General features: G+C 64.1%; 20 protein-coding genes. 14 read left to right on the forward strand and 6 right to left on the reverse strand.

What is annotated here, in order from left to right; translation table 11 throughout:
• Positions 1–40 precede the first annotated feature (40 nt).
• Positions 41–511: a winged helix-turn-helix transcriptional regulator gene (locus AC5V87_RS23995; protein WP_456838062.1), complete on the forward strand. Its 471-nt coding sequence runs from the start codon at positions 41–43 to the stop codon at positions 509–511.
• 170 nt (positions 512–681) lie between these two features.
• Here the strand turns inward: AC5V87_RS23995 and AC5V87_RS24000 are convergent, their stop codons facing one another.
• Positions 682–921, reverse strand: a complete 240-nt coding sequence (locus tag AC5V87_RS24000; protein ID WP_456843319.1) for a hypothetical protein — start codon at positions 919–921, stop codon at positions 682–684.
• Positions 922–1,148: 227 nt separating this feature from the next.
• Here AC5V87_RS24000 and topA point away from each other — a divergent pair, with 227 nt between their 5' ends.
• Genes topA through AC5V87_RS24020 form a run of 4 tightly spaced genes read left to right on the forward strand, consistent with a single transcriptional unit; the run spans position 1,149 to position 7,470 of the window.
• On the forward strand, positions 1,149–3,884 hold the full coding sequence (topA, locus tag AC5V87_RS24005; RefSeq protein WP_495367958.1) for a type I DNA topoisomerase: 2,736 nt from the start codon (positions 1,149–1,151) through the stop codon (positions 3,882–3,884).
• Positions 3,885–3,904: 20 nt separating this feature from the next.
• Positions 3,905–6,256: a ribonuclease R gene (rnr, locus tag AC5V87_RS24010; RefSeq protein WP_456838060.1), complete on the forward strand. Its 2,352-nt coding sequence runs from the start codon at positions 3,905–3,907 to the stop codon at positions 6,254–6,256.
• Complete coding sequence (locus tag AC5V87_RS24015; RefSeq protein ID WP_456838059.1) at positions 6,250–6,690, forward strand: DUF983 domain-containing protein; 441 nt, start codon at positions 6,250–6,252, stop codon at positions 6,688–6,690. Before rnr ends, AC5V87_RS24015 begins: the two co-directional genes overlap by 7 nt.
• 30 nt (positions 6,691–6,720) lie before the next feature.
• Positions 6,721–7,470 (forward strand): NUDIX hydrolase, encoded by a 750-nt coding sequence (locus tag AC5V87_RS24020; protein WP_456838058.1) that lies wholly within the window; start codon positions 6,721–6,723, stop codon positions 7,468–7,470.
• Positions 7,471–7,592: 122 nt separating this feature from the next.
• Here the strand turns inward: AC5V87_RS24020 and AC5V87_RS24025 are convergent, their stop codons facing one another.
• On the reverse strand, positions 7,593–8,135 hold the full coding sequence (locus AC5V87_RS24025; protein WP_495367959.1) for a hypothetical protein: 543 nt from the start codon (positions 8,133–8,135) through the stop codon (positions 7,593–7,595).
• Positions 8,136–8,318: 183 nt separating this feature from the next.
• On the opposite strand from AC5V87_RS24025, the gene AC5V87_RS24030 reads away from it, so the two are divergent.
• From AC5V87_RS24030 to rpmG, 3 genes are all read left to right on the forward strand, one after another.
• The gene (locus tag AC5V87_RS24030) at positions 8,319–9,656 is read left to right on the forward strand and encodes an amidohydrolase (RefSeq protein ID WP_495367960.1); all 1,338 of its coding nucleotides are present in this window, start codon (positions 8,319–8,321) and stop codon (positions 9,654–9,656) included.
• Between the two features lie 142 nt (positions 9,657–9,798).
• Positions 9,799–11,124, forward strand: coding sequence for an LLM class flavin-dependent oxidoreductase (locus AC5V87_RS24035; protein WP_456838055.1), 1,326 nt, complete (start codon positions 9,799–9,801; stop codon positions 11,122–11,124).
• 206 nt (positions 11,125–11,330) lie between these two features.
• On the forward strand, positions 11,331–11,498 hold the full coding sequence (gene rpmG, locus AC5V87_RS24040; RefSeq protein WP_007603295.1) for a 50S ribosomal protein L33: 168 nt from the start codon (positions 11,331–11,333) through the stop codon (positions 11,496–11,498).
• A 233-nt stretch (positions 11,499–11,731) separates the two neighbouring features.
• Here the strand turns inward: rpmG and AC5V87_RS24045 are convergent, their stop codons facing one another.
• Positions 11,732–15,604, reverse strand: a complete 3,873-nt coding sequence (locus AC5V87_RS24045) for a response regulator transcription factor (RefSeq protein ID WP_495367961.1) — start codon at positions 15,602–15,604, stop codon at positions 11,732–11,734.
• Positions 15,605–15,756: 152 nt separating this feature from the next.
• Here AC5V87_RS24045 and AC5V87_RS24050 point away from each other — a divergent pair, with 152 nt between their 5' ends.
• The 3 genes from AC5V87_RS24050 (at position 15,757) to AC5V87_RS24060 (ending at position 18,587) form a co-directional block, all read left to right on the forward strand.
• On the forward strand, positions 15,757–16,092 hold the full coding sequence (locus tag AC5V87_RS24050) for a nuclear transport factor 2 family protein (protein ID WP_456838053.1): 336 nt from the start codon (positions 15,757–15,759) through the stop codon (positions 16,090–16,092).
• A gap of 283 nt (positions 16,093–16,375) precedes the next feature.
• The gene (locus AC5V87_RS24055) at positions 16,376–17,977 is read left to right on the forward strand and encodes a tetratricopeptide repeat protein (RefSeq protein WP_495367962.1); all 1,602 of its coding nucleotides are present in this window, start codon (positions 16,376–16,378) and stop codon (positions 17,975–17,977) included.
• A 43-nt stretch (positions 17,978–18,020) separates the two neighbouring features.
• On the forward strand, positions 18,021–18,587 hold the full coding sequence (locus tag AC5V87_RS24060) for a hypothetical protein (RefSeq protein WP_456838051.1): 567 nt from the start codon (positions 18,021–18,023) through the stop codon (positions 18,585–18,587).
• Positions 18,588–18,597: 10 nt separating this feature from the next.
• On the opposite strand, the gene AC5V87_RS24065 is transcribed toward AC5V87_RS24060, so the two are convergent.
• Positions 18,598–19,836 carry an MFS transporter gene (locus tag AC5V87_RS24065; RefSeq protein WP_495367963.1) on the reverse strand — a complete coding sequence of 413 codons (1,239 nt, stop codon included), beginning with the start codon at positions 19,834–19,836 and terminating at the stop codon, positions 18,598–18,600.
• Between the two features lie 130 nt (positions 19,837–19,966).
• Here AC5V87_RS24065 and AC5V87_RS24070 point away from each other — a divergent pair, with 130 nt between their 5' ends.
• A complete protein-coding gene (locus AC5V87_RS24070; protein ID WP_456838049.1) occupies positions 19,967–20,569 on the forward strand; it encodes a TetR/AcrR family transcriptional regulator in 603 nt (200 codons plus the stop codon).
• Positions 20,570–20,603: 34 nt separating this feature from the next.
• Here AC5V87_RS24070 and AC5V87_RS24075 read toward each other — a convergent pair whose 3' ends face one another.
• Together AC5V87_RS24075 and AC5V87_RS24080 are read right to left on the reverse strand one after the other, a co-directional pair.
• On the reverse strand, positions 20,604–21,977 hold the full coding sequence (locus AC5V87_RS24075; RefSeq protein ID WP_495367964.1) for a PleD family two-component system response regulator: 1,374 nt from the start codon (positions 21,975–21,977) through the stop codon (positions 20,604–20,606).
• Positions 21,978–21,991: 14 nt separating this feature from the next.
• Positions 21,992–22,357 (reverse strand): response regulator, encoded by a 366-nt coding sequence (locus AC5V87_RS24080; RefSeq protein WP_008566616.1) that lies wholly within the window; start codon positions 22,355–22,357, stop codon positions 21,992–21,994.
• Positions 22,358–22,598: 241 nt separating this feature from the next.
• On the opposite strand from AC5V87_RS24080, the gene AC5V87_RS24085 reads away from it, so the two are divergent.
• Together AC5V87_RS24085 and AC5V87_RS24090 are read left to right on the forward strand one after the other, a co-directional pair.
• On the forward strand, positions 22,599–22,910 hold the full coding sequence (locus AC5V87_RS24085) for a DUF3572 domain-containing protein (RefSeq protein ID WP_456838047.1): 312 nt from the start codon (positions 22,599–22,601) through the stop codon (positions 22,908–22,910).
• A complete protein-coding gene (locus AC5V87_RS24090) occupies positions 22,907–24,196 on the forward strand; it encodes a DNA polymerase IV (protein WP_495367965.1) in 1,290 nt (429 codons plus the stop codon). Before AC5V87_RS24085 ends, AC5V87_RS24090 begins: the two co-directional genes overlap by 4 nt.
• The last annotated feature ends 192 nt before the right edge of the window (positions 24,197–24,388 follow it).

Genomic DNA, 24,388 nt, shown 5'->3' on the forward strand with positions numbered 1-24,388 from the left:
TCGGCGCCGAAATCGTGCGAATGCGACAGGACGACGGACGATGGTGAAACGAACGAGCTTTGCGGGAGATTCCTGCCCGATCGCGCGGTCGCTGGAGGCGATCGGCGACTGGTGGTCGCTGCTGATCATTCGCGAGGCGCTGTTCGGCCTGCGCCGCTTCGGCGAGTTTCAGCGCAAGCTCGGCATGGCCAAGAACATCTTGTCCGTCCGGCTGCAGTCGTTGGTCGACCACGGCATTCTCGCCACCGCTCCCGCCTCGGATGGCAGCGCCTATCAAGAGTATGTCCTGACTCCGAAGGGCCGCGGCGTCTTCCCCATCCTCGTGGCGCTGCGCCAATGGAGCGAGGAGTTCGACGATCATCCCGAGGAGATCGCGACCATCCTGGTCGACCGCGAGAAAGGCCGCCCGGTGAAAAAGCTCGAAATGCGTGCGGAGGACGGCCGCCTGCTCAGCCCCTCCGACACCACGCTGAAGCCGCGCCCCGCGCCGCGGCGGCGGTCGGCGGGATAATCGTCGCGTTAGTGACTTTTTGGCAAGCTGTCACCACACATTGGATGTCATCGCCCGCGAAGGCGGACGATCCAGTATTCCAGCGGCGGCCCTGCTTCCCCGAAAAGCCGCGGCGTACTGGATTCCCCGCCTTCGCGGGGAATGACGGCCCTTGTGGAGCGACAGGCCCCTCACGACAGCTTGCGCTTGCTCCGCAGCCGCAAATGTTCGTCGGCCTCCAGCTTTGTCATCCCCAGGAGATAATGCAGCACGTCGAGCTTGTGGCGCTCGGCGAGCTTGCGCAATGCGCCGGCCTGCTCGGATATGAAGGCGACCGCCTCATCGGCTCCGCCTTCCCCCGGTTCCTCGTTGCGCGCGCGCAGCGGCGCACGTGATGTGGCGCGCGCCCGTTTCCGTCCCGGCTTCGTCACCCGACCCAACCCCGAATCCATGCCCCGGGGGACTCTACGCCGAGAGCGAGCGCAACTCCAAGGTGGTATTTTGCAACTTTCTCGATATGAAATTTTTCCCATTTGGAGCCCTCTCAACACCCCTCGATTTGACAGGGACCGCCTCACCACCCATGTTCGGGTCGAAACGGCCGACCCGAGTCCTTTCGTTTTCGGCCTAAGATTTTCCCGTAAGTTACTGGAACTACATGAATATCGTCATTGTGGAGTCGCCGGCGAAAGCCAAGACGATCAACAAATATTTGGGCTCGTCCTACGAGGTTCTGGCCTCGTTCGGCCATGTCCGCGATCTCCCCGCGAAGAACGGCTCCGTCGATCCCGACGCCAATTTCAAGATGATCTGGGAGGTCGACCCCAAGGCGGCCGGGCGACTCAACGATATCGCCAAGTCCCTGAAGGGCGCGGACCGCTTGATTCTCGCTACCGACCCTGATCGCGAGGGTGAGGCGATCTCCTGGCACGTGCTGGAGGTGATGAAGGAGAAGCGCGCGCTGAAGGATCAGAAGATCGAGCGCGTGGTGTTCAACGCGATCACCAAGCAGGCGGTCTCGGAAGCGATGAAGAACCCGCGCGAGATCGACGGTGCGCTGGTCGACGCCTATATGGCGCGCCGTGCGCTGGACTATCTCGTCGGCTTCACCCTCTCCCCCGTGCTGTGGCGCAAGCTGCCGGGCGCCCGCTCGGCCGGCCGCGTGCAGTCGGTGGCGCTGCGCCTCGTCTGCGACCGCGAGCTCGAGATCGAGAAGTTCGTGCCGCGCGAATATTGGTCGCTGATCGCAACGCTGCTCACCCCCCGCGGCGATGCCTTCGAGGCGCGCCTCGTCGGCGCCGACGGCAAGAAGATCCAGCGCCTCGACATCGGCACCGGCGCGGAAGCCGAGGACTTCAAGAAGGCGCTGGAACTGGCCACCTACGCGGTCACCGCGGTCGATGCCAAGCCCGCGCGCCGCAATCCGCAGGCGCCGTTCACCACCTCGACCCTGCAGCAGGAAGCCAGCCGCAAATACGGCTTTGCGCCGGCGCACACCATGCGCATCGCCCAGCGCCTCTATGAGGGCATCGACATCGGCGGCGAGACCACCGGACTCATTACTTATATGCGTACCGACGGCGTGCAGATCGCCCCGGAGGCAATCACCCAGGCGCGCAAGGTGATCGGCGAGGATTACGGCAACGCGTACGTGCCGGACGCGCCGCGCCAGTACCAGGCCAAGGCCAAGAACGCCCAGGAGGCGCACGAGGCGATCCGCCCCACCGACCTCTCCCGCCGCCCCGACAGCATGAGCCGCAAGCTCGATGCCGAGCAGGCCAAGCTCTATGAGCTGATCTGGAAGCGCACCATCGCGAGCCAGATGGAAGCGGCCGAACTGGAGCGCACCACGGTCGACATTACGGCAAAGGCCGGCGGTCGCACGCTGGAGCTGCGTGCGACCGGCCAGGTCGTCAAGTTCGACGGCTTCCTTGCGCTGTATCAGGAAGGCCGCGACGACGAGGAGGACGAGGACTCCCGCCGTCTGCCGGCGATGAGCTCGGGCGATGCCTTGAAGCGGCAGTCGCTGGCCGTCACCCAGCACTTCACCGAGCCGCCGCCGCGCTTTTCGGAAGCATCCCTCGTCAAGCGCATGGAAGAGCTCGGCATCGGCCGGCCCTCGACCTATGCCTCGATCCTCCAGGTTCTCAAGGACCGCGGCTACGTCAAGCTGGAGAAGAAGCGCCTGCACGGCGAGGACAAGGGCCGCGTCGTGATCGCGTTCCTGGAGAGTTTTTTCAGCCGCTACGTCGAATACGACTTCACCGCAGCGCTGGAAGAGCAGCTCGACCGCATCTCCAACAACGAGATCTCCTGGCAGCAGGTGCTGAAGGACTTCTGGCGCGACTTCATCGGCGCGGTCGACGACATCAAGGATTTGCGCGTCGCGCAGGTGCTCGACGTGCTCGACGAGATGCTGGGGCCGCACATCTATCCGCCGCGCGCCGATGGCGGCGACGTCAGGCAGTGCCCGAGCTGCGGCAGCGGCCGGCTGAATCTGAAGGCCGGCAAGTTCGGCGCCTTCGTCGGTTGCTCGAACTATCCCGAGTGCCGCTACACCCGCCAGCTTGCCGCCGACGGCGAAGCCGGCGCCGACCGTTCGCTCGGCCAGGATCCTGACACGGGTCGCGATGTCTGGGTCAAGGCCGGCCGCTTCGGCCCCTACATCCAGCTCGGCGAGCAGAGGGACTATGAGGAAGGCGAGAAGCCGAAGCGCGCGGGCATCCCGAAGGGCACCTCGCCCGGCGATGTCGATCTCGAGCTTGCGCTGAAACTGCTGTCGTTGCCGCGAGAGATCGGCAAGCATCCCGAGACCGGCCACCCGATCATCGCCGGCCTCGGGCGCTTCGGGCCGTTTGTGAAGCACGAGAAGACCTACGCCAGCCTGGAAGCCGGCGACGAAGTCTTCGACATCGGCCTCAACCGCGCCGTGACGCTGATCGCGGAAAAGGCGGCGAAGGGCCCGAGCCGCCGCTTCGGCGCCGATCCCGGCAAGGCGATCGGCGATCATCCCTCGCTCGGCACGGTCACGGTGAAGGCCGGCCGCTACGGTCCCTATGTCACCGCGGGCGGCGTCAACGCGACGATTCCGAGCGAGATCGAGAAGGACGCCATCACGCTGCCGCAGGCAATCGCATTGCTCGACGAGCGCGCGGCCAAGGGCGGCGGCAAGGCCAAGGCCGCCAAGAAGGCGAAGCCGGCTAGGTCAGCCAAATCCGCCGGTGGCGAGGACGCCGCGCCGAAGAAGAAGCCGGCCGCGAAGAAAGCCGCGGCCAAATCGAAAACCGAATCCACCAGCAAGGCGCGCGCTGCCGTGTCGTCGACCGCCAAAACGTCGCCGACCAAGACAGCCACCGCCAAGGCTCCGGCCAAGAAGAGTGCCGGCAAGACTTAAGATCAAGAATTAGAGGTTAAGTGAAACGCAAACATGACCATGGCTTTCCTGACAGGCAAGCCATCGTCGCCTTCATCAAGGCAAACCAGGGAAAGGTCGGAACCCGCGAAATTGCGCGCGAGTTCGGCCTGAAGAACGCCGATCGCGTCGAGCTCAAGCGCATGCTGCGCGAGCTCGCCGACGACGGGGTCATCAAGAAGAAGCGCCACAAGGTGTCCGAGCCGGACGCGCTGCCGCCGACGCTGCTCGCCGACATCACCGGGCGCGACGCCGACGGCGAGTTGATCGCCTCCCCCGCCGAATGGGACGAGGTGGAGAGCGGCGAGCCGCCAAAAATCCTGATCGAGATGCCCCGCCGGGCCAAGCCCGGCACCGCCGCCGGCATCGGCGACCGCGCGCTGCTGCGCGTCGAACGCTCCGATGAGGACGAAGGCCCTGCCTATCGCGGCCGCATCATCAAGGTCATCGACAAGGCCAAGAGCCGCATCCTCGGCGTCTTTCGCAGCCTGCCCGAAGGCGGCGGCCGGCTCGTCCCCGTCGACAAGAAGTTCGCCGACCGCGAGCTGAACATCGCCAGGGCCGATACATCAGGCGCGCAGGACGGCGATCTCGTCAGCGTCGACATCGTCCGCACCCGCGGCTTTGGCCTCGCCTCCGGCCGGGTCAAGGAGAAGCTCGGCTCGGTCAAATCCGAGAAGGCGATCAGCCTGATCGCGATCTACGCCCACGAGATCCCGCTGCAATTCTCCTCCGCCGCCGAGCGCGAGGCGGAAGCGGCAGAGCCCGCCAATCTCAGGGGCCGCGAGGACTGGCGCGACGTCCCGCTCGTCACCATCGATCCGCCCGACGCCAAGGATCACGATGACGCGGTGCATGCGCAGGCTGACGAAGATCCCAACAACAAGGGCGGCTTCATCGTCAACGTCGCCATCGCCGACGTCAGCTTCTACGTCCGGCCGGGCACCGCGCTCGACCGCGACGCGCTCGACCGCGGCAACTCGGTCTATTTCCCCGACCGCGTCGTGCCGATGCTGCCCGAGCGCATCTCGAACAATCTCTGCTCGCTGGTGCCGGGCGAGCCGCGCGGCGCGCTCGCGGTGCGGATGGTGATCGGCCCCGATGGCCGCAAGCGCTCGCACAGTTTTCATCGCATCCTGATGCGTTCGGCCGCGAAGCTGAACTATGCACAGGCGCAGGCCGCGATCGACGGCCGCACCGATGACACCACCGGCCCCCTGCTCGATCCGATATTGAGGCCGCTCTATGCGGCATATGCCTGCGTCAAGCGTGCGCGCGACGAGCGCGATCCGCTCAATCTCGATCTGCCCGAGCGCAAGATCCTTCTGAAGAGCGACGGCACGGTCGACCGAGTCGTCGTTCCTGAAAGGCTCGATGCGCACAAGCTGATCGAGGAGTTCATGATCCTCGCCAATGTCGCAGCAGCCGAGATGCTGGAGAAGAAATCGCTCCCGCTGATCTACCGCGTTCATGACGAGCCGACGCTGGAGAAAGTTCACGCGCTCGCGGAATTCTTGGAGACGCTCGACGTCCCCTTCACCAAGTCGGGCGCGCTGCGGCCCACGCTGTTCAACCGCGTGCTGGCCCAACTCGAAGGCCATGACTATTACCCGCTGGTGAGCGAGGTGGTGCTGCGCGCCCAGGCGCAGGCGGAATATTCCTCGGAAAATTACGGTCATTTCGGCCTGAATTTGCGTCGCTACGCGCATTTCACCTCGCCGATCCGCCGCTATGCCGACCTCGTCGTGCACCGCGCGCTGGTCCGCGCGCTCGGCCTTGGCGAAGGCGCCCTGCCCGACAGCGAGACGCCGGAAACCTTAAGCGAAGTCGCCGCACATATTTCGCTGACCGAGCGCCGCGCCATGAAGGCGGAGCGCGAAACCGTCGACCGCCTGATCGCCCATCACCTCGCCGACCGGATTGGTGCCAGCTTCCAGGGCCGCGTCTCCGGCGTCACCCGCGCCGGCCTCTTCGTCAAGCTCTCCGAGACCGGCGCCGACGGGCTGATCCCGATCCGGTCCCTCGGCACGGAATATTTCAACTATGACGAGAGCCGCCATGCGCTGGTCGGCACGCGTAGCGGCACCATGTACCAGCTCGGCGACGTCGTCGACGTCCGCCTGATCGAAGCGGCTCCCATCGCAGGCGCGCTGCGCTTCGAGCTATTGTCCTCGGAGAGTGAGAGCGGCCCGCGCGAGCGCCGGCCGTTCCGCGGCCAGCGCAAATCATCCAAGGCGGCTCCCGGCCGCAGCCCGGAGAGAAAACGCAAGCCGGAGAAGCAAAAGTCCGGCAAAGGGAAGACGTCGAGAAAGAACAAGGGCAAGGGAAAGAGCAAGAAGGGCAAGGCGTGGTGACGATGAGCACGGCCCCGAAAATCTGGACGCGCGAGACCGGTCTCGTCGAGAAGCGCGACGTCTGGACCGCGATGAGGCGCGGCTTTCGCAGCCGCTGCCCGCGCTGCGGCCAGGGAAAGCTGTTCCGTGCCTTTCTGAAGACCGCGGACAATTGCAGCGCATGCGGCCTCGACTTTACGCCGCACCGCGCCGACGACCTGCCCGCCTATCTCGTCATCGTCATCGTCGGCCACGTCACGGTGCCGGCGATCCTCTGGATCGAGACCAATTACACGACGCCCGTCTGGCTGACCTTCGTGGCCTATCTGCCCTTCACCTTCCTCGCTTCGCTCGGGCTGCTCCAGCCCGTGAAGGGAGCTGTGGTCGGCTTGCAATGGGCTCTGCGCATGCACGGGTTTGACGAGAACCCTCCGGATGGTATTCCGCCGGTGTAAGCAATAAGCAAAAACGGTCTGGGTGAGGACATGACGGATATTTCGCAGGCCGAAGAGAAGGCCAAGATTCACGAGGGCAAGGAAGCCGACCACCATCCCTACTTCCGGCCAAAGGATGCCGCGACGCTGATCCTGGTCGACCGCAGCGGCGCGATCCCGAAAGTCCTCGTCGGCAAGCGCCACGACAAGGTCGTGTTCATGCCCGGAAAGTTCGTTTTCCCCGGCGGCCGCGTCGACAAGGACGATCATCGCGTGCCGTGTGCGGCGCCGATCACGCCGGAGCTCGAAGCCAATCTCGCCAAGGGCAGCCCGAGGACGCCGGCCTCGCGCGCGAAATCGCTGGCGATCGCCGCGATCCGCGAGGCCTGCGAAGAGACCGGCCTCTGCCTCGGCCGCAAGGTCGAGGGCAAGGCCAGGCTCGAGGGTCCGTGGAAGCCCTTTGCGGATGCAGGCCTGCTGCCCGATCCCTCCAGCCTGTTTTTGATCGCGCGCGCGATCACCCCGCCCGGCCGCGTCAAGCGGTTCGACACGCGCTTCTTCACCGCCGATGCCTCCGCGATTACCCACCGCGTCGAGGGCGTCATCCATGCCGATGCGGAGCTGGTCGAGCTGGTCTGGGTCGAGCTCGGCTCGAAGCCGCTCGCCGATCTGCATCCGATGACGCGCAACGTGCTCAACGAGCTCGACACCCGCCTTGCCACCGGCCCGCTGCGGCACGATGCGCCGGTGCCGTTCTTCCATTTCTACGGCGGCAAGATGCAGAAGGATATTCTGAGCTGATCGCTTCCCTCGCCATTCCGAGGCGCGCGTAACGCGAACCCGGAATCCATTAGGCCGCAGCGATTGACGGTGGATGGATTCCGGGTTCGCCAAGAGGCACGTCCCGGAATGAGCAGAGTGCTTTATTCCTCATCCGGCTCGGTGCCGACGTAGTCGCGCGCCGGAAGCTTGAGGACGCGGCCTATTTCTTTCGCAAGCTTGTCCGCCTCCTCGCGCCTGGTAAAACTCTGAAGCGCAATCGGCTCGGTGCCCTTGTTGCCGCAGAGGTTGACGTCATACGTGGTCAGCTCACGATCGTAATCGTCGGTGATGCTGATGAAATGGTAGTCGGCGAGATCGCGCTCTTTCCGGATATTCAGCGGGCCGAACTGGCTCGTGATGACGATCTGGCGCAGCGTCTCGTTGAGCACGACGAAGGTGCGGAATGTGAGCAGGATCAGGCCGGGAATGCCGACAACCAGCCCGAGGCCGGTGAACACCAGCACCGGCACGAGATCGTCGGCGAGCCGGCCGAAGCCGGAAAAATCCTGGCGCAGCCCGAGCGCGACATTCCACAGGAGATAGCCGCTCGCCGCCAGCAGCGGCAGCGACAGCAGCCGGCCGACCCAGGGCATGGGCCGATCTATGCGGACCATGCCGCCATCCACTGTCATTGCGCCGGTCATTTCTGGCCTCCTTACGGTCTTGGCTTGGTCGGGGCTAGGAGCCGATTGGTTCGAAGAGGCACGCCCACGCCTTGCGACCGGCCTCCCCTCGACGTGCCAGTGCCGTTCTTCCATTTCCATGGCGGCAAGATGCGACGAGATGTGCTAGGTGAAGCAAAGTCGCCTAATCGACTGGAGGGTCGGATGACGCGGTTCGCAAGACCTCTGCTCGCTTCCGTCGCGTTGTGCAGCCTGCTGTCGCTGCCGGCCCATGCGGAGCTCGACGTCGCCAAATTGAAGCAGACCATCGAGACCTCCTTCGAGCGCGACTATCCGAAGCTCGATGCGCTCTACAAGGACATCCACGCCCATCCCGAGATCGCCTTCCAGGAAGAGAAGACCGCGGCGAAACTCGCTGCCGAGATGCGCGCGATCGGTTTTGAGGTAACCGAGCACGTCGGCAAGACCGGTCTTGTCGCCATCTACAGGAACGGCGACGGTCCCACCATCATGGTTCGCACCGAGCTCGATGCGCTGCCCATGGAGGAGAAGACCGGCCTGCCCTATGCCAGTCGTGACAAGCAGATCTGGCAGGGCCGCGAGACATTCGTCGCCCATAGCTGCGGCCATGACATCCACATGGCGAGCTGGGTCGGCACGGCGAAGACCTTGGTCGGCATCAAGGACCAATGGCACGGTACGCTGATGTTCATCGCGCAGCCAGCCGAGGAAGAGGTCGCGGGCGCAAGGGCGATGATCGATGATGGCCTGTTCACCCGCTTTCCGAAACCCGATGCGGGATTTGCCCTGCACGACGGCAGCGGAGCCTACGGCTCCGTCACCTACAGGGTCGGGGTCGGATCGTCGAATGTGGACGGCCTCTTCATCAAGTTCATCGGCCGGGGCGGCCATGGCGCGATACCGCAGGCGACCATCGATCCCGTGATGATGGCATCCCGCTTCGTCGTCGACGTGCAGAGCGTGATCAGCCGAGAGAAGGACCCGACCGAATTCGGCCTTGTCACCATCGGCGCGATCCACGCCGGCACCGCGGGCAACATCATTCCCGACGAGGCCCGGGTGATCGGCACGATCCGCAGCTTCAAGCCGCAGGTGCGCGCCAGGATGCTGGCCGGGATCGAGCGGACGGCGAAGGCAGTGGCGGCGATGGCGGATGCGCCGGCGCCCGAAATCCATCTCGACGAGGGGACCAAGGCGGTGGTGAACGATGCCGCCGTGGTCGGCCCAGCCGAGCGGGTGCTGAAGGCGGCCTTCGGCGACAAGTTCAACGTCAGCCCGGCGAACACGACCAGCGAGGATTATTCGGAATATGTCAATGCCGGCGTGCCGTCGATGTTCTTCAACATCGGCGTCTATGAGCCCGACCGCGTCGCCGCCGCGCGTAATGGCAGCGGCCCGCCGCTTCCCGGCAACCACTCGCCGCAATTCGCCCCGGTGCCGAAACCGACCATCCAGACCGGCGTGACCGCGATGACCCTCGCCGTGCTGAGCGCGTTCGATCAAAGGGCACGGGGGCAGTAGCGCCGCTCGCGTCAGTTTGCGGAATGACGCGAACGTGCTGAGAGTTGATCGAAAACGAAAAATTCTTCCCAGCCCTCCCAATGGCAGAGTTCCGCCGCGTCCCTATGTCTTTGCGAACGACACCCAGAACGGATACGGGGCGATGGCACAACGGCAACTCAAGCTTGGCGCGTTCATGCGCCCGATCAGCATCCACACCGGCGCCTGGCGCTATCCCGGGGCCTGGCCCGACGCCAATTTCAACATCAGCCACATCAAGACGCTGATCAGGAAGCTCGAGGCCGGCAAGTTTGACGCCTTCTTCATGGCCGATCATTTGGCCGTGCTGAACATGCCGATCAATGCGCTCAAGCGCAGCCACACCGTAACCTCGTTCGAGCCGTTCACGCTGCTGTCGGCGCTCTCGGTCGTCACCGAGCGCATCGGCCTGATCGCAACCGGCTCGACCACGTTCGACGAGCCCTATCACGTCGCGCGGCGCTTCGCCTCGCTCGACCATCTCAGCGGCGGCCGTGCCGGCTGGAACATCGTCACCACCTCGAACCCGGACGCGGCGCTGAATTTCGGCCTCGACGACCACATGGAGCATGCCGAGCGCTACAAGCGCGCCCGCGAGTTCTATGACGTCGTCACGGGCCTGTGGGATTCCTTCGCCGACGACGCCTTCGTGCGCGATGTGGAATCCGGCCTGTTCTTCGATCCTTCGAAGCTGCACACGCTCGACCACAAGGGCAAATATCTGAAGGTGCGCGGTCCCCTCAACATTGCCCGCCCCGTCCAGGGTTGGCCGGTGATTGTGCAGGCCGGCGCGTCGGAGGACGGCAAGCAGCTCGCCGCCGAAACGGCGGAAGCCGTCTTCACCGGCGGCGGCAGCCTCGCCGACGGGCAAAAACTCTACGCCGACATCAAGGGCCGCATGGAGAAGATCGGGCGCGATCCTGAGCATCTCAAGATCCTGCCGGGCGCCTTTGTCGTGGTCGGCGACAGCGTCGATGAAGCCAAGGAGAAGCGCGCGCTGCTCGACAGCCGCGTCCATTACGACAGCGCCATCGCCTCGCTCTCGGTCATCCTCGGCACCGATGCGTCCGGATTCGATCCCGATGGGCCCCTCCCCGAGATCCCCGAGACCAACGCCAGCAAGAGCGGCCGCCAGCGCATTGTCGATCTCGCCGCCCGCGAAAAGCTCACCGTGCGCCAGCTCGCCCAGCGCGTCGGCGGCTATGGCGGACTGTCGTTCGTCGGCACTGCCAAAACCATCGCCGATCAGATGGAGGAATGGCTGGTCGGGCGCGGCTCCGACGGCTTCAACATCATGTTCCCGTTCCTGCCCGCTGGCCTCGACGATTTCGTCGACAAGGTGGTCCCGGAGCTGCAACGGCGCGGGATTTTCCGGAAAGAGTATGAAGGGGCCACTTTGCGGGAGAATCTGGGCCTGCCACGGCCGAAAAACCGCTTCTTCGAGGCCTGATCGGCCCGATTTGGGTGGATTTTAGCCCTAGAGCCCCATTCCGGGCTCTCGCTCTTTGTTTTGACGCGTTTTCTTGACGCGAACCGCTGCCCACTTCGCTCGAAAGCGCTCCGAAACCTTGACTTCCCCCGGTTTCTGGCTAGGTTGCCGCCCAACGCGGGCCGTTTGGCCGGCTCCAGATTCCCCAATTTTCTGAGGTTCAGAACATGGCCAAAGCGGTCACCATCAAGGTCAAGCTCGTGTCCTCGGCTGACACCGGCTTCTACTACGTCGCCAAGAAGAACTCGCGCACCATGACCGACAAGCTGGTCAAGAAGAAGTACGACCCGGTTGCGCGCAAGCACGTCGAATTCCGCGAAGCCAAGATCAAGTAAGATCGCGGACGCTAAAGACTTTTGCGGGGCCCCTTTCGGGGGCCCCGTTTCGTTTGGGCTCTCTCGTGCCCGGCTCTGCGTCGCACCCGCTGAAGCTGCGCTGCGCTTCGTTTTTTGACCGGTCATCCTGAGCTGCGCGCTAAGCGGATGCAATCGATGCGGCAGCGATAGCTAAACTCGCGGCTAAGACCAGATGGCGCGCCTGCCCATTTCAATCATGATGATGCAGCGCTTCAAATCAGCAGATCATGATGCGCAGGTATAGTGGCGTGATGCGCACCACTATTGCCGTGATTGGCCGCGTGTTCATCCGGTGCATAAGGGACCGCTTTGACGATCATCTCGAGGTGCTCTTTCTGACCGGGGGGAACGTGCGGATCGATCGGACTATCAAGTACTTTGGGCGCGATGATCGCGACGAGGGTGGAAGGAGCTGTCTCGCTATCGAACCGGAACACCTGTTCTTGATCTGCACCGCCGGTCACGGACGCAGCTTTGGCCGACTGAGTGTCTTCTGATTCGGTTGCAGCAGGTTGCGCAACCTGCTGCGAGTTTCCGCATTCGGCGTTGCCGCCGGTCGCAACGCTCGGATCGACGATGTTGGCCGCTTGCGGTGCGTTCGCCGCGGCTGCGTGCTCCGAATTGCCGTGCTCAGCGGCCGTAGGCTCTGCCGTCTTCACTGCCGCTGAGGCGCTCGCAGCGTCGGAAGCCGAAGCGTGTTGCTCAGCAACGTCGGTCAACTCCGTCGCCACAGCCTTTGCTGACCCCGGCCCCCCAGCGTGCTGCGAGTTGCCGCATCCCGCGTTGTCACCGGTTGCGAAGCCCGGATCGACGATATCCCTTGCTTGCGGTGCGTTTGCAGAGGTCGCGTGTACATCGTGCCCCGAGTTGCCGTGCTCCACGGCGCCCGGTTCTGCCGTCTTCACTGCCGCTGACGTTCCCGCAGCGTCTGAAGGGGAAGCGTGATGCTCGGCGCCATGGCCGACGCCGTTGCCCGGTTTGGAGTCAGCTTCAGTCGATTCCGTGGCTGCCGACTTTGCAGACCCCTTCTCCGAAGCGTGCTGCGAATGACCATGGCCTGTGCTGGCGGCGATTGCGACGACCGGATCGATCTCGGCTGCGTCCGGCGCGTTTGCAGTGTTTGAGTGCCCCGAGTTGCCGGGTTCGGTTTCGCTTGATTCTGCTTTCTTCGCCAATCCTGGCGGAACGTTCGAGCCCGAAGCATGATGCCCGTCGCCATTGCCTGATTGGGCGTCAGCCTCAGTCGACTCCGTCGCTGCCGCCTTTGCAGACGCTTTCTCCGAAGCGTGGTGCGACTTGCCGTGGCCCGCGCTGTCGGCCGATACGACGTTTTCGGCCGCGTCCGATCCGTCTGCAGATTTTGAGTGCCCCGAGTGGCCATGCTCGGCTTCGCTTGATTCTGACTTCTTCGCCAATCCTGGCGGAACGTTCGAATGCGAAGCGTGATGCCCGGCGCCATTGCCGTCGCCGTGACCCGGTTTGGAATCAGCTTCAGTCGGCTCCGGCGCTGCCGCCTTTGCAGACCCTTTCTCCGAAGCGTGGTGCGACTTGCCGTGGCCCGCGCTGGCAGCAGTTTCGGCGCTCGGTCCGCTCTCTTCGACCGCGTCCGATCCGGTTGCAGATTTTGCGTGCTCCGAGTTGCCATGTTCGGCTTCGCTTGAGTCCGCTTTCTTCGCTAGCCCTGGTGGAACGTTCGAATCCGAAGCCTGATGCTCGGCACCATTGTCGACGCCGTTGCCCGGTTTGGAGTCAGCTTCAGTCGATTCCCTAGCTGCCGCCTTTGCAGGCCCTTGCTCCGAACTGTGCTGCGAGTTACCACGGTCCGCGCTGTCGGCCATTGCGACGCTCGGCTGGATGGTCACGTTCAGCCCCGTCGACGGATGGCCGGTTTCCGCACTGATCGGACCACTGTTCGATGTGGCATTTCCAACTGCCGGAGCTGTCGCGCTATGAGCAGGCACGATCGACGATACGCGAACCGGTTCGGCAGATGCAGCACCGCTCTGTTCCGTCGTATTCGCTGACTCGCCCGTGGAGGTTCTGAACCTTTCCGTCCCTCCCGAGCCGGTCCTAGTCTGGCCGAACTGGAGCCTCGAGCCGTCGTCGGCCGGGATGGCCCAAACTCCGGCCGTCCCGAGCGTGCCCTCGCTCGCCCCGGTGCTGGCGTCGCCACTGTCCTTGCTCAGAACGGTCCCATCGATGCCGCTCGCCGGTGTCAGCACTTGTTCGAGCTTCTCCAGGGTGATGGCGACAGGTAAGGCTTCTCGATGATCGGCGACATCCGCTTCCGCGACGGATACGATCCCCTGCAGGTGGATCTCCAGCAGGCCGCGATCGCCGATATCAAGGACCCGATCGGTCGGATTCACATAGACGATCGTTTCATTGCTTGCGGCGTCGTAGATCCAGGCGAGGGTATGTGGCGGGATCGACTTGCTCGCCGCCGTCATATGCAGCCACGCAAGCGCGCCGAACGCCGCAAGATTGAGCCTGCCCGGCCCGGATGCGAAATCGAAGCCGGATTGGGACGATGTAGAGTTGGAATCGGTCGGCGAGCGATGAACAACGTTTCCATCACCGTTGCCGCCGCCCATCAGTTGATCGCGGCCATATCCGCCCGCACTGGCCTCGTGAGCAGCGTCCACCGAGGCAACAGGTTTTTGTGCGTCACCCCCGACGCCATCACTCGCGCCATGGCTCACTTGGGTCCGAGCGTCTTCTGCAGCGACGCTCTCGTTTGCAGTGGTCACATGCGCGGAAGACAGGCGAGACTCGTGCGAAGGCAAGCCCGTGGCTGGGTTGTCGACATGATTGACACCGGCATGAGGGATCGCGGCCAGTTTTGTGGCCGCCTGCTCTCCGGCGACGCTCACGAAGCCGTCGTTCGACGCCTGACCCAATTCATGCGCCTGCGCGGCAAGATGCGGATCGTGCAGTGCGTAGATCAACGCACCGGCGAGAGTGGCGAAGGTGCCATACTTTCCCTGAACCGACATCGGATTGGAAGCAAGCCGGGGGAATTGATGCTCCGCGGTCAGCTCACCTCCCAGCTGTGTGTCGCTGGTTGCTCGCAGGAGAGGCGTCGGAAGATTGGGCGTGCCCGAGCCAACAGGACCGTCGTATTTCCACGGTTTCGAGCCGGCAGATTGCTCAGCCACGCGCAACGCTTCCATTGCCGCCGGCGCGTTCGCGACCTGGCCCAGCTTGGCCAGAAACTCTGTCTGGCTAAGCAGGTGCGTCTCGCCGGATTCATAGACCATGAGGTGCCGGAGAATGGCTTTCTTCCAAGGCTCATATTCGGCGTGCTCTGCCGCGTCGCCGGCGCCGTCGTCATCCGGAAGCATGTCGTTCGCTTCCGACGCCTTGAGTTCATCCGCGATGGCGACCGCCAGAAAGGCCAGCGCAAGCGTGCCGAAGCCGGAGGGATGTTTCAGCAATGCGAGAGTCGCGAGCACCGTCCTGTTGGTGACCTCGAGCTTCTGAAATATGTTGTACAGGTGAACTTTGACTGTCCCCGGTGAAAGGTTCAGCTGGCGCGCGATCTCCTTGTTCGACATTCCTTCCGACACCAGTCGAACGATTTGACGTTCCCGGTGCGTCAACAGCTCCAGCTTCGTTTCAATTTGGCCGGTGCCGTCAGTCGCCTTGCTGATTGGCGAGAGATCGAAATGCGCGGGCGGCACACTGTGCTTCGTCAACAGCCGCAGCACTCGCAGCATGGTGTCGGGGGCGACGTATTTCGAAATTGCGCTGCAGGCGCCGGCAGCAATCGCTGCGGCGAGTTCGTGGTTGGCTTCGGTCTCGGTGAAGAACACCAGGCGCGTCGGAACATTCTCGGCTCTCGCAATCGCCAGGATCTCGGTGACCGTCAGGTCTGGCAGCGTGTCGGCAATCAGCGCGACGTCGGGTGTCAAATTCCGGATGGCTTCGAGGCCGCTTGCCGCATCGCGGCATGATGCGACCACGTCGAAGTCCTGCTGTGCTCCCAGTATCGATTTCAGCCCCTGCAGAACGATCGGCTGTGGATCGACGATCACAATCCGATTGCGCTGAAATATGCCTTGCTTCGCAGACACGTCTAACATGGACACTGCCTCGGCCCGGCCATCTATGTATTTCGGCATATGGCCGAGACCAGGCGAGGCATTAAAATACAATTAATCGAACGAAGAAAGAGGCTTAGCGGCGTTAACGTTACGTTGGAACCGCGAGCTTTGAGGCATTTGGGCGAAGAAATATGACATTTGACCCGATGGCGGCTGCGATTGACTGGCTCGACGCCTACCGCGCGGGTGATATCGAGGCGATCCTGGACATGTATGCCGAAGATGCCGTGGTTCACTGCAGCTGCGGTTGCGGCGGCGTCAGAACCATTACGAGCCGCCAGGCACTTCGCGCCTATTGGATCGATCGCCTCCGAGAGCATCCGGCAGGCAAGTTGGACGATCTCAACCCCTCGCACAACGATGGAACCATTATCTCATACCTCACCGATGCCGGTGTCATGAGCGCGCTTTTTGCGTTTGACGCCACCGGGAGGATCAAGGAACTGAACTGCCATCCCTCACACTAGAGCCGCGAGCTTGATCGAGGCCCGCAATGGGCCACGTGCGGACTTGCGGAAGAGTGCCAACGTCCGCAACGGATCAACGGCTGCGACCGGCAGCTTGCATGATGGCCTGACAGGCCTGCTTCCCTAACGCAAATCAGCCCCATCCTATTGACTCGCATCGCGAATGGGCAAATCCTTCGAACGACGCAATTGCCATTGTCAATCTCAGAGTTACTGACTTCGGCGCCCGGCGTTTATCGGCGCCATCTGACCAAACTTTTTCCGAACAGAAGCGGAGGGGCCGATGCGCGCGCTCGCCTTGAAAACCGTCTCTCTTCTCGCCCTCGCTACCCTCTGCGCGATCTCCGCCTCGCCTGCCGCACGCGCGGAAGACGCGACCGACGAGCAGTTCGGCAAGGTTCACTTCCAGACGTCCTGCAACGAGGTGGCGCAGCGCCGCTTTGACCGCGGGATGCGCTATCAGCACTCGTTCTGGTACCGGCCCGCGAAAGAGATTTTCGAGGAGACGTTGCAGGCCGATCCGGAATGCGCGATCGCCTATTGGGGCATTGCGCTGAGCCTGCTGTACAATCCGCATTTTCCCGCGCCGAAGGAAAACCTCGCCGAGGGTCTCGCCGCGCTGCAGAAGGCCAAGGCCCTCGGCGCCAAGAGCCAACGTGAACGCGACTATGTCGATGCGCTGCTGGCCTTCTATTCGGGCGACGAGAAGACGACGTTTGGCCAACGCACGCAGGCCTATCTCAAGGCGACCGAAGCCGTCGCCGCGCGCTATCCCGATGATGACGAGGCGCAGATCGCCTACGCCATCACGCTGAATGTCACGGCGTCACCCAACGACAAGACCTATGCCAACCAGCTCAAGGGCGCGGCCATCCTCGAGCCGATCTTCAAGCGGCAGCCGCGGCACCCCGGCGTTGCGCATTACCTGATCCACCTCTACGACTATCCCGCAATCGCAGAGCAAGGTCTCGACGCTGCCAAGCGCTATTCCGAGATCGCGCCGGCGGCGCCGCACGCTTTACATATGCCCTCGCACATTTTCACGCGCGTCGGCTATTGGAACGAATCCATCGAGGCCAATAGCCGTTCAGCCAAGGCAGCCAAGGAGGGCAAGGATCCCAGCGAGCAGCTGCACGCCGAGGACTATATGGTCTACGCCCTGCTCCAGCTTGCGCAGGACGGCCGGGCCCGCGACGTCATCGCGGACATGGCTGCGACCACGGGCTATGCCCCGGCTGTCCGTGCCGGTCCCTACGCGATCGCGGCCAGTCAGGCGCGCTATATGGTCGAGCGCGGCGATTGGCAGGGCGCTGCCGCGCTGAAGGTCGAGCCGAGCCGGTTTGCCTATGTCGACGCAATCACCTATTTCGCCCGCGCGCTTGGCGCGGCGCGCTCCGGCAATGCGGACGCGGCGACGGCCGACATCGCCAAGCTGACGGAGCTGCGGGACAAGCTGCAGCAGGACAAGGACGCCTATTGGGCCGAGATCGTCGACATTCAGCGGCAGGTCGCCACAGCCTGGCAGCTCAACGCCCAGGGAAAACAGGCGGACGCGTTGGAAGCGATGCGCCTTGCCGCCGACGCCGAAGACAAGACCGAAAAATCCATCGTGACGCCGGGACCGCTCGCCCCGGCCCGCGAGCTCTACGGAACCATGCTGCTCGAACGCGGCATGGCGACGGAGGCGTTGGCGGCGTTCGAAAGCACCATGCGCAAGGAGCCGAACCGCTTTGGCGCGACGATCGGCGCCGCGCACGCCGCCGAGAAAGCGGGTGATGACGTGAAGGCACGCCAGTACTATGCGAAAGTCGTCGACATGGCGCGAAATGGCGACTCCTCGCGGGAGGAGCTCGCGGCCGCACGAAAGTTCATGGCTCAGAACTAACAACTCATGGCTCACAAGTAGCAAGAGCGCCACGGCAGCTTTCATGCGCCTGACAAGCAAATCCGTTGCGATCAGCGCAGCCATCGCCCTGCTCTGCGCCGCCGCCGCGGTCTGGATCTCGCGATCCGGCGAACCGGCGCGCACAACTGTGGCATCTGGCGAGGTCCGCCCGGTGTGGACGGAAATCGACTGGCCTTTCGCCGCAGATCCCTGGGGCAAAGGAAAGGCCTTCCGCTGCAAGGCCGACAATTGCGGCGCAGAGGTCGAGCTCTACGTTCGCGCCAAGCTCGGCTTTTGTAATTGCGCCACCGGCATCGCCGACGATCGCGATCTCGAGCAGATGGGCGACCTGGTGCTGATCGGCAAGGCAACGCCGAGCGGTGCCGGCCGAGAGATCATCGTCGGTCCCATGCGCGGCCGCAGCCGGGCCTATCGCCTCGAGGGCAATCGCAACACCGCGCTTTCGCTCGCCTTCAATCAGCGCTGCGACATGGTGGCCGCGACGGCTCTGGTTGGACCGGGCGCGCCCGCGTCGCTGGAGCCGGCAGTGCTGGCGTTCCTCAATAGCGAGCGCATGCTGAAATGGGCCGAGGTCGCGCTCGGGTTATAATCCACTCCGCCTACGCCGCCTTCAGCACTGGCGCCGGCGGCTGCGACGGCCTGACCAGCGCGAAGGCGACCTGGATGATGCCGCCGGCAAGGCCGAGTGCCACGCCGATGCGCCAGGCCATGGTGTAGGACCCGAGCGCGTCATAGAGCAGCCCTCCCCCGTAAGCGCCGAGGAAGCTGCCGATCTGGTGGCTCATGAAGGCAAGGCCCTGGATCATTGCCTGCCAGCGCAAGCCGAACATCTCGGCGACCGCGCCCGCGACCAGCGGGCCGACACCCATCCAGAGGAAGCCCATGATTGCGCCGAACAGCAGCGTCGAGAACGACGTGGCCGGCAGCATGAAGTACCAGGCGAGCGCGAGCGAGCGCAGGATGTAGATGCCGCCAAGCAGCGCCAGCTTGTTCCAGCGCTGGCCGGCCCAGCCGAAGAACAGCGAGCCCAAGACGTTGAAGCCGCCGATCATGCCGAGCGTCTGCGCGCTCAGCATCGGATCGAGGCCGCAGATCGCGAGATAGGACGGCAGATGCGTGGTGAGGAAGACGAGCTGCATGCCGCAGACGAGATAGGCGCAGGTCATCACCACGAAGCATGCGTTGCCGAACGCCGTTCTCGTCACCGACGCAGCCGTGGCATCGCCGATGTCGTCGGCGGCCGCCTTCGGCAGCGGGATGGCGTCGACGCGGCCGGCATACCACGCCGCCGGGATCATCAGCGCCGACATGATCACGAAGCCGGCAAGCCCGATCCGCCAGCCAAAGCCCTCGTTCAGCATCTGCCCGATCGGGGCCGACAACAGCGCGCCGAGCGAGCCCGCGCCGGAGACGATGCCGAGCACGGTGGAGCGCACCGTTTCGGGCACCGCACGCGCCGCCACCGACATCGCGATCGCCGCAGCGGTGCAGGCCAGCGAGGTGCCGATCAGCACCCCGGCGCCGATCATGATGCTGACGAGGCCGTTCGCGATCGCCATCAGCGCGAGGCCGACGATGTACATCAGCGCACCCACGATCATGATGGGCCGGAAGCCGTAGCGCACCGTCATCGCGCCCGCGAGCGGCTGGAGGAAGCCCCAGGCGAGGTTCTGCACGGCGAGCGCCAGCGTGAAATCCGAGATCGAAATGTGGATGTCTTGCGTCAGCGGCTGCATGAAGATGCCCAGGCTCTGCCGCAGCCCCATGCTCAGCGTCAGCATGATCGAGGCGCCGATCAGGATGGGCAATGTCGGACGCAAAACCTGCAACAGGGGCATTTTTGTTCTCCCGTTTGGGCGCGGCGCGACAGCCGCCGTCTGCGATATCAGTTGATTTTGGTTACACAGACCTGTGTACTTAGGCTATAGATAGACGAAGCTGTCAAGCGAACAGGATGCACGCTACCGCATGGCTCCCCCGCCCGCCCCACAGACGATGAAAGAGCGGATCCTTCAGACCGCCGACAAGCTGTTCTATCTGCAAGGCATTCGCGCCATCGGCGTCGACACGATCGCGGCCGAGGTGGGCATCAGCAAGCGCACGCTCTACAACCACTTTCCGTCCAAGGACGCGCTGATCGCGGCCTATCTGGAGCGCCGCTTTGTCGCTCAGCGCCCCTCCGACAAGCCGCCGGCCGAGCAGATCCTGGCGACCTTCGATTCGCTGGAGCGGCGGTTTGCGGCCAAGGATTTTCGCGGCTGCCCGTTCGTGAATGCGGTGGCGGAGCTTGGGCCTGCAGATCGCGCGGTGAAGAAGATCGCGATTGCCTTCAAGGAAAGCCGCCGCGTGTGGTTTCGTGATCGGCTGAACGAGCTCGGTGTTGCGGATGCGGATGCGCTGGCAACCCAGCTCGTGCTCCTCGTCGATGGCTCCATCGCGCAGGACCTCGTCCGCGACGATCCCGCAATGGCCCGCGCCGCGAAGGAAGCGGCGAAGGTGCTATTGCGGAATGCGGGGGTTGATGTGGGTGGAGATGCAAAGCCGGTGAAGGACAAGCACTCGCCGCGGTGATCACTGCCACCGCGTTACTCGGTGTCAGGCAGCCTCACGCCGCCTGCGACACCACGCGATTGCGGCCGTCGTGCTTGGCGCGATAGAGCGCGGTGTCGGCGCGCTTGAGGACGTCGGCGACCGCCTCGCCCTTCTGCTCCAGCGTGGTGAGGCCGATCGAGATCGTGACCTCGATGCGCTTGGTCCCCTTCTGGACGGCGAAGGGCTCGCCCGCGATCGAGCGGCGCAGGCGCTCGGCGACCATGCCGGCGACGTGCAGATCGGTCTCGGGCATCACGATGACGAACTCCTCGCCGCCATAGCGGCATGCGAGATCAATGCCGCGGATCGATTTGCGCACGCGCACCGCGAATTCGCGCAAGACGTCGTCGCCGGCGTCGTGGCCGTAATTGTCGTTGATGGATTTGAAGTAGTCGATGTCCAGGATCATCAGCGCGAGCGGCTTGCCGCGGATCGAGGCCTGCTCGGCGAGGGTCGCCAGATGACTCTCCATGTAACGGCGATTGTGCAGGCCGGTGAGCGCGTCGGTGATCGCCATCTCGATCGAGTTCTGCACGTTGTCGCGCAAATGATCGGTGTAGCGCCGGCGGCGGATCTGGGTGCGCGCGCGGGCCAGGAGCTCGGTCTTGTCGATCGGGCGCAGCAGATAGTCGTTGACGCCGATCTCGAGGCCGCGGAGCAGCCGCATCGAGTTCTCGGCGTCGGCGATCGCCAGGATCGGCACGTGGCGCGTGCGCTCCAGCGAGCGCGCCTGGCTGCAGAGCCGCAGGCCATCGAAATTGTTGAGGTCGAGCGAGACGATCAGAAGGTCGTAATTGCCCTCGGCAGCGTGGAACAGCGCCTCCGTCGGGTTCGGCTCGACGTCGATGGTGTGCTCGGCGGCGAGGGTCGTCGCCAGCCGCTCATAGGAGGACTGGCGGTCGTCGACCAGGAGGATGCGGCCACACTTGCCGGTGTCGGCGACGGCGCTGCGCTCGGGCGCCTGCATGCCGATCTCGAGCGAGGTGATGGCGCGCATGCGCAGCTCATCGGTCATCATCTTCAGCCGCGTCAGCGAGCGCACACGCGCGATCAGCACGACGTCGGAGACGGGCTTTGTGAGAAAATCGTCGGCGCCGGCCTCCAGGCCGCGGTTGCGGTCGGCGGGGCTGTCGAGCGCGGTAACCATCACGACGGGGATGTGGTGCGTCGCCGGATCGGTCTTGAGGCGGCGACAGACCTCGAAGCCGTCCATATCAGGCATCATGACGTCGAGCAGGATGATGTCGCATTCGGCTCTCCGGCAGATCGCCAGCGCCTCGGCGCCGTTCGAGGCGGTCATCACGTCGAAATATTCAGCCGATAGGCGGGCCTCCAGCAGCTTGACGTTGGCAGGAACGTCATCGACAACCAGGATACGCGCGGACACTGTGAACTCACTTCCTATCCGATAAAACGCCGGACCGTCTCAATGAATTTGCCGACCGAGATCGGCTTGGACAAATAGGCTTCGCAGCCGCCCTCGCGGATGCGCTCTTCGTCGCCCTTCATCGCGAACGCCGTGACCGCGACGACGGGAATGGCACGCAGCTCCGGATCGTCCTTGATCCAGCGCGTCACCTCGAGGCCGGAGACCTGCGGCAATTGGATATCCATCAGCACGAGGTCGGGCCGCATCTTGCGCACGAGGTCGAGCGCCTCGTAGCCGTTGCTGGTGCCGGAGGTCTGGTAGCCGTGCGCCTCCAACAGGTCGCGGAAGAGCTTCATGTTGAGCTCGTTGTCTTCCACGATCAGGACGGTCTTGGCCATCCCGCCCTCCTGCTTGGTCCGAAAGACCGATACATGTGACGCCTCAGGCGCCTCTTTCCGGCGCTTCGAAAACTGGATTCAAACTAGCCTCAGATTCGCTCTAGTTTCGTTAAACCCGAGGGCCCACTTTCTGCGATGTGGTTTCCAGTTGCTTGTCGCCGGGCCTGCAAGACTCGGGGCCGAGACTCGGGCATGATCTCAAAGTAGACACCGAAAGTTAACGGAAAGGCAAACTGGGCCATTGAAAAAGCCTGTTCACAACCCCCGAGAAGTCGCTGAAATCGTTGCGATTCAGGCGCTGTCCTTCGTTGCGAGCGAGCCCGAGCGGCTGGGCCTGTTCCTGGCCGAGACGGGGGTCGGTCCGGAGACCCTGCGCAACGCCGCCTCGGACCCCAATTTCCTCCTCAGCGTGCTCGATTTCGTGCTGCGCGATGACGGCACCGTGAAGGCCTTCGCCAAGGCCGCGGAACTGCACCCGACCAACGTCGCCGCGGCGCGGCAGGTCCTTGGCGATGCGCTCGGTGACCCCAATTGGGAGCGCGACGTGCCGTGAGCACTCCCGATACGGCGGGGCCCCGCTGCTTCTGCCGGGATTGTCTGGCCGATCTGGATATGGGCGTGCGGCGCTGTTCCGCCTGCGGATCCCCCCGCCTCGTCCGCCACCGCGCGCTGTCGAGCCTGACCATCGCCCACATCGACTGCGATGCTTTTTATGCAACGGTCGAGAAACGGGACAACCCTGATATCGCCGACAAGCCCGTCATCATCGGCGGGGGCAAGCGTGGCGTGGTGTCGGCCGCCTGCTACATCGCGCGCACCTATGGCGTGCGCTCGGCCATGCCGATGTTCAAGGCGCTCGAGGCTTGCCCGCACGCGACCGTGATCCGGCCTGACATGGCGAAGTATGTCCGCGTCGGGCGCGAGGTGCGGCGGGCGATGCAGTCGCTGACGCCGCTGGTCGAGCCGCTCTCGATCGACGAGGCCTTCCTCGATCTTTCCGGCACCGAGCGTGTCCACGGCATGATCCCGGCAAAGGTGCTGGCGCGCTTTGCCCGCAACGTCGAGCGCGATGTCGGCATCACCGTCTCGGTCGGGCTGTCCTGCAACAAGTTCCTCGCCAAGATCGCCTCCGACCTCGACAAGCCGCGCGGCTTTGCCACGCTGGACCAGGAGGAAGCCCGCACGATGCTGGCGGAAAAGCCGGTCGGCTTCATCTTCGGGGTTGGACCGGCGACGCAAGAGCGCCTCGTGCAGCGCGGTTTCCGCATCATCGCCGATCTGCAGAAGGCCAACGAGATCGAGCTGATGCGGCAATTTCCGAGCGACGGCCGCAGGCTGTGGCGGCTCGCCCGCGGCATCGACGACCGCCGCGTCGAGCCGGATCGCGGCGCCAAAACGATCTCCAGCGAGACCACCTTCGAGACCGATATCCGCGATTTCGCGACGCTGGAAAAAATCCTGTGGCGGCTGTGCGAGAAGACCTCGTCGCGGTTGAAGAGCAGCGAGCTCGCCGGCTCGACCGTCACGCTGAAACTGAAGACCGCCGATTTCCGCCAGCGCACCCGCTCGCAGTCGATTGCAGCCCCGACGCAGCTTGCCGCAAAGATCTTCTCGATCTGCCGCGAGATGCTGGCAAAGGAGATCGACGGCACCGCCTTTCGCCTGATGGGCGCCGGTGTCAGCGCGCTGCGCGAGGGCTCGCCCGCCGACGACACCGACATGCTCGACCGCCGCGCCGCCCACGCTGAACGCGCCGTGGACAGTCTGCGCAAGAAGTTCGGAAGCGCCGCCGTGATCCGCGGCATCGCGTATGACGGGCCGGAGAAGGCGCAGGAGTGACCGTGTCCTGCTCAAGTCAGTCGCATTCGTAGATCCGTGCACCCGGATAGGCACGCCTGGCATATCGAACGACCAACTGCCGATCCTGAGTTTCCAGGAACGGAGTTCGGATCTGACAAGCCCCGACGATGAGGTGCCACAAGCCGTTGAGCTTTCGAATGACAACGTTCATTAAGCCGCCTCGCAGTGACC

Source organism: Bradyrhizobium sp. SOJA106 (assembly GCF_059448745.1).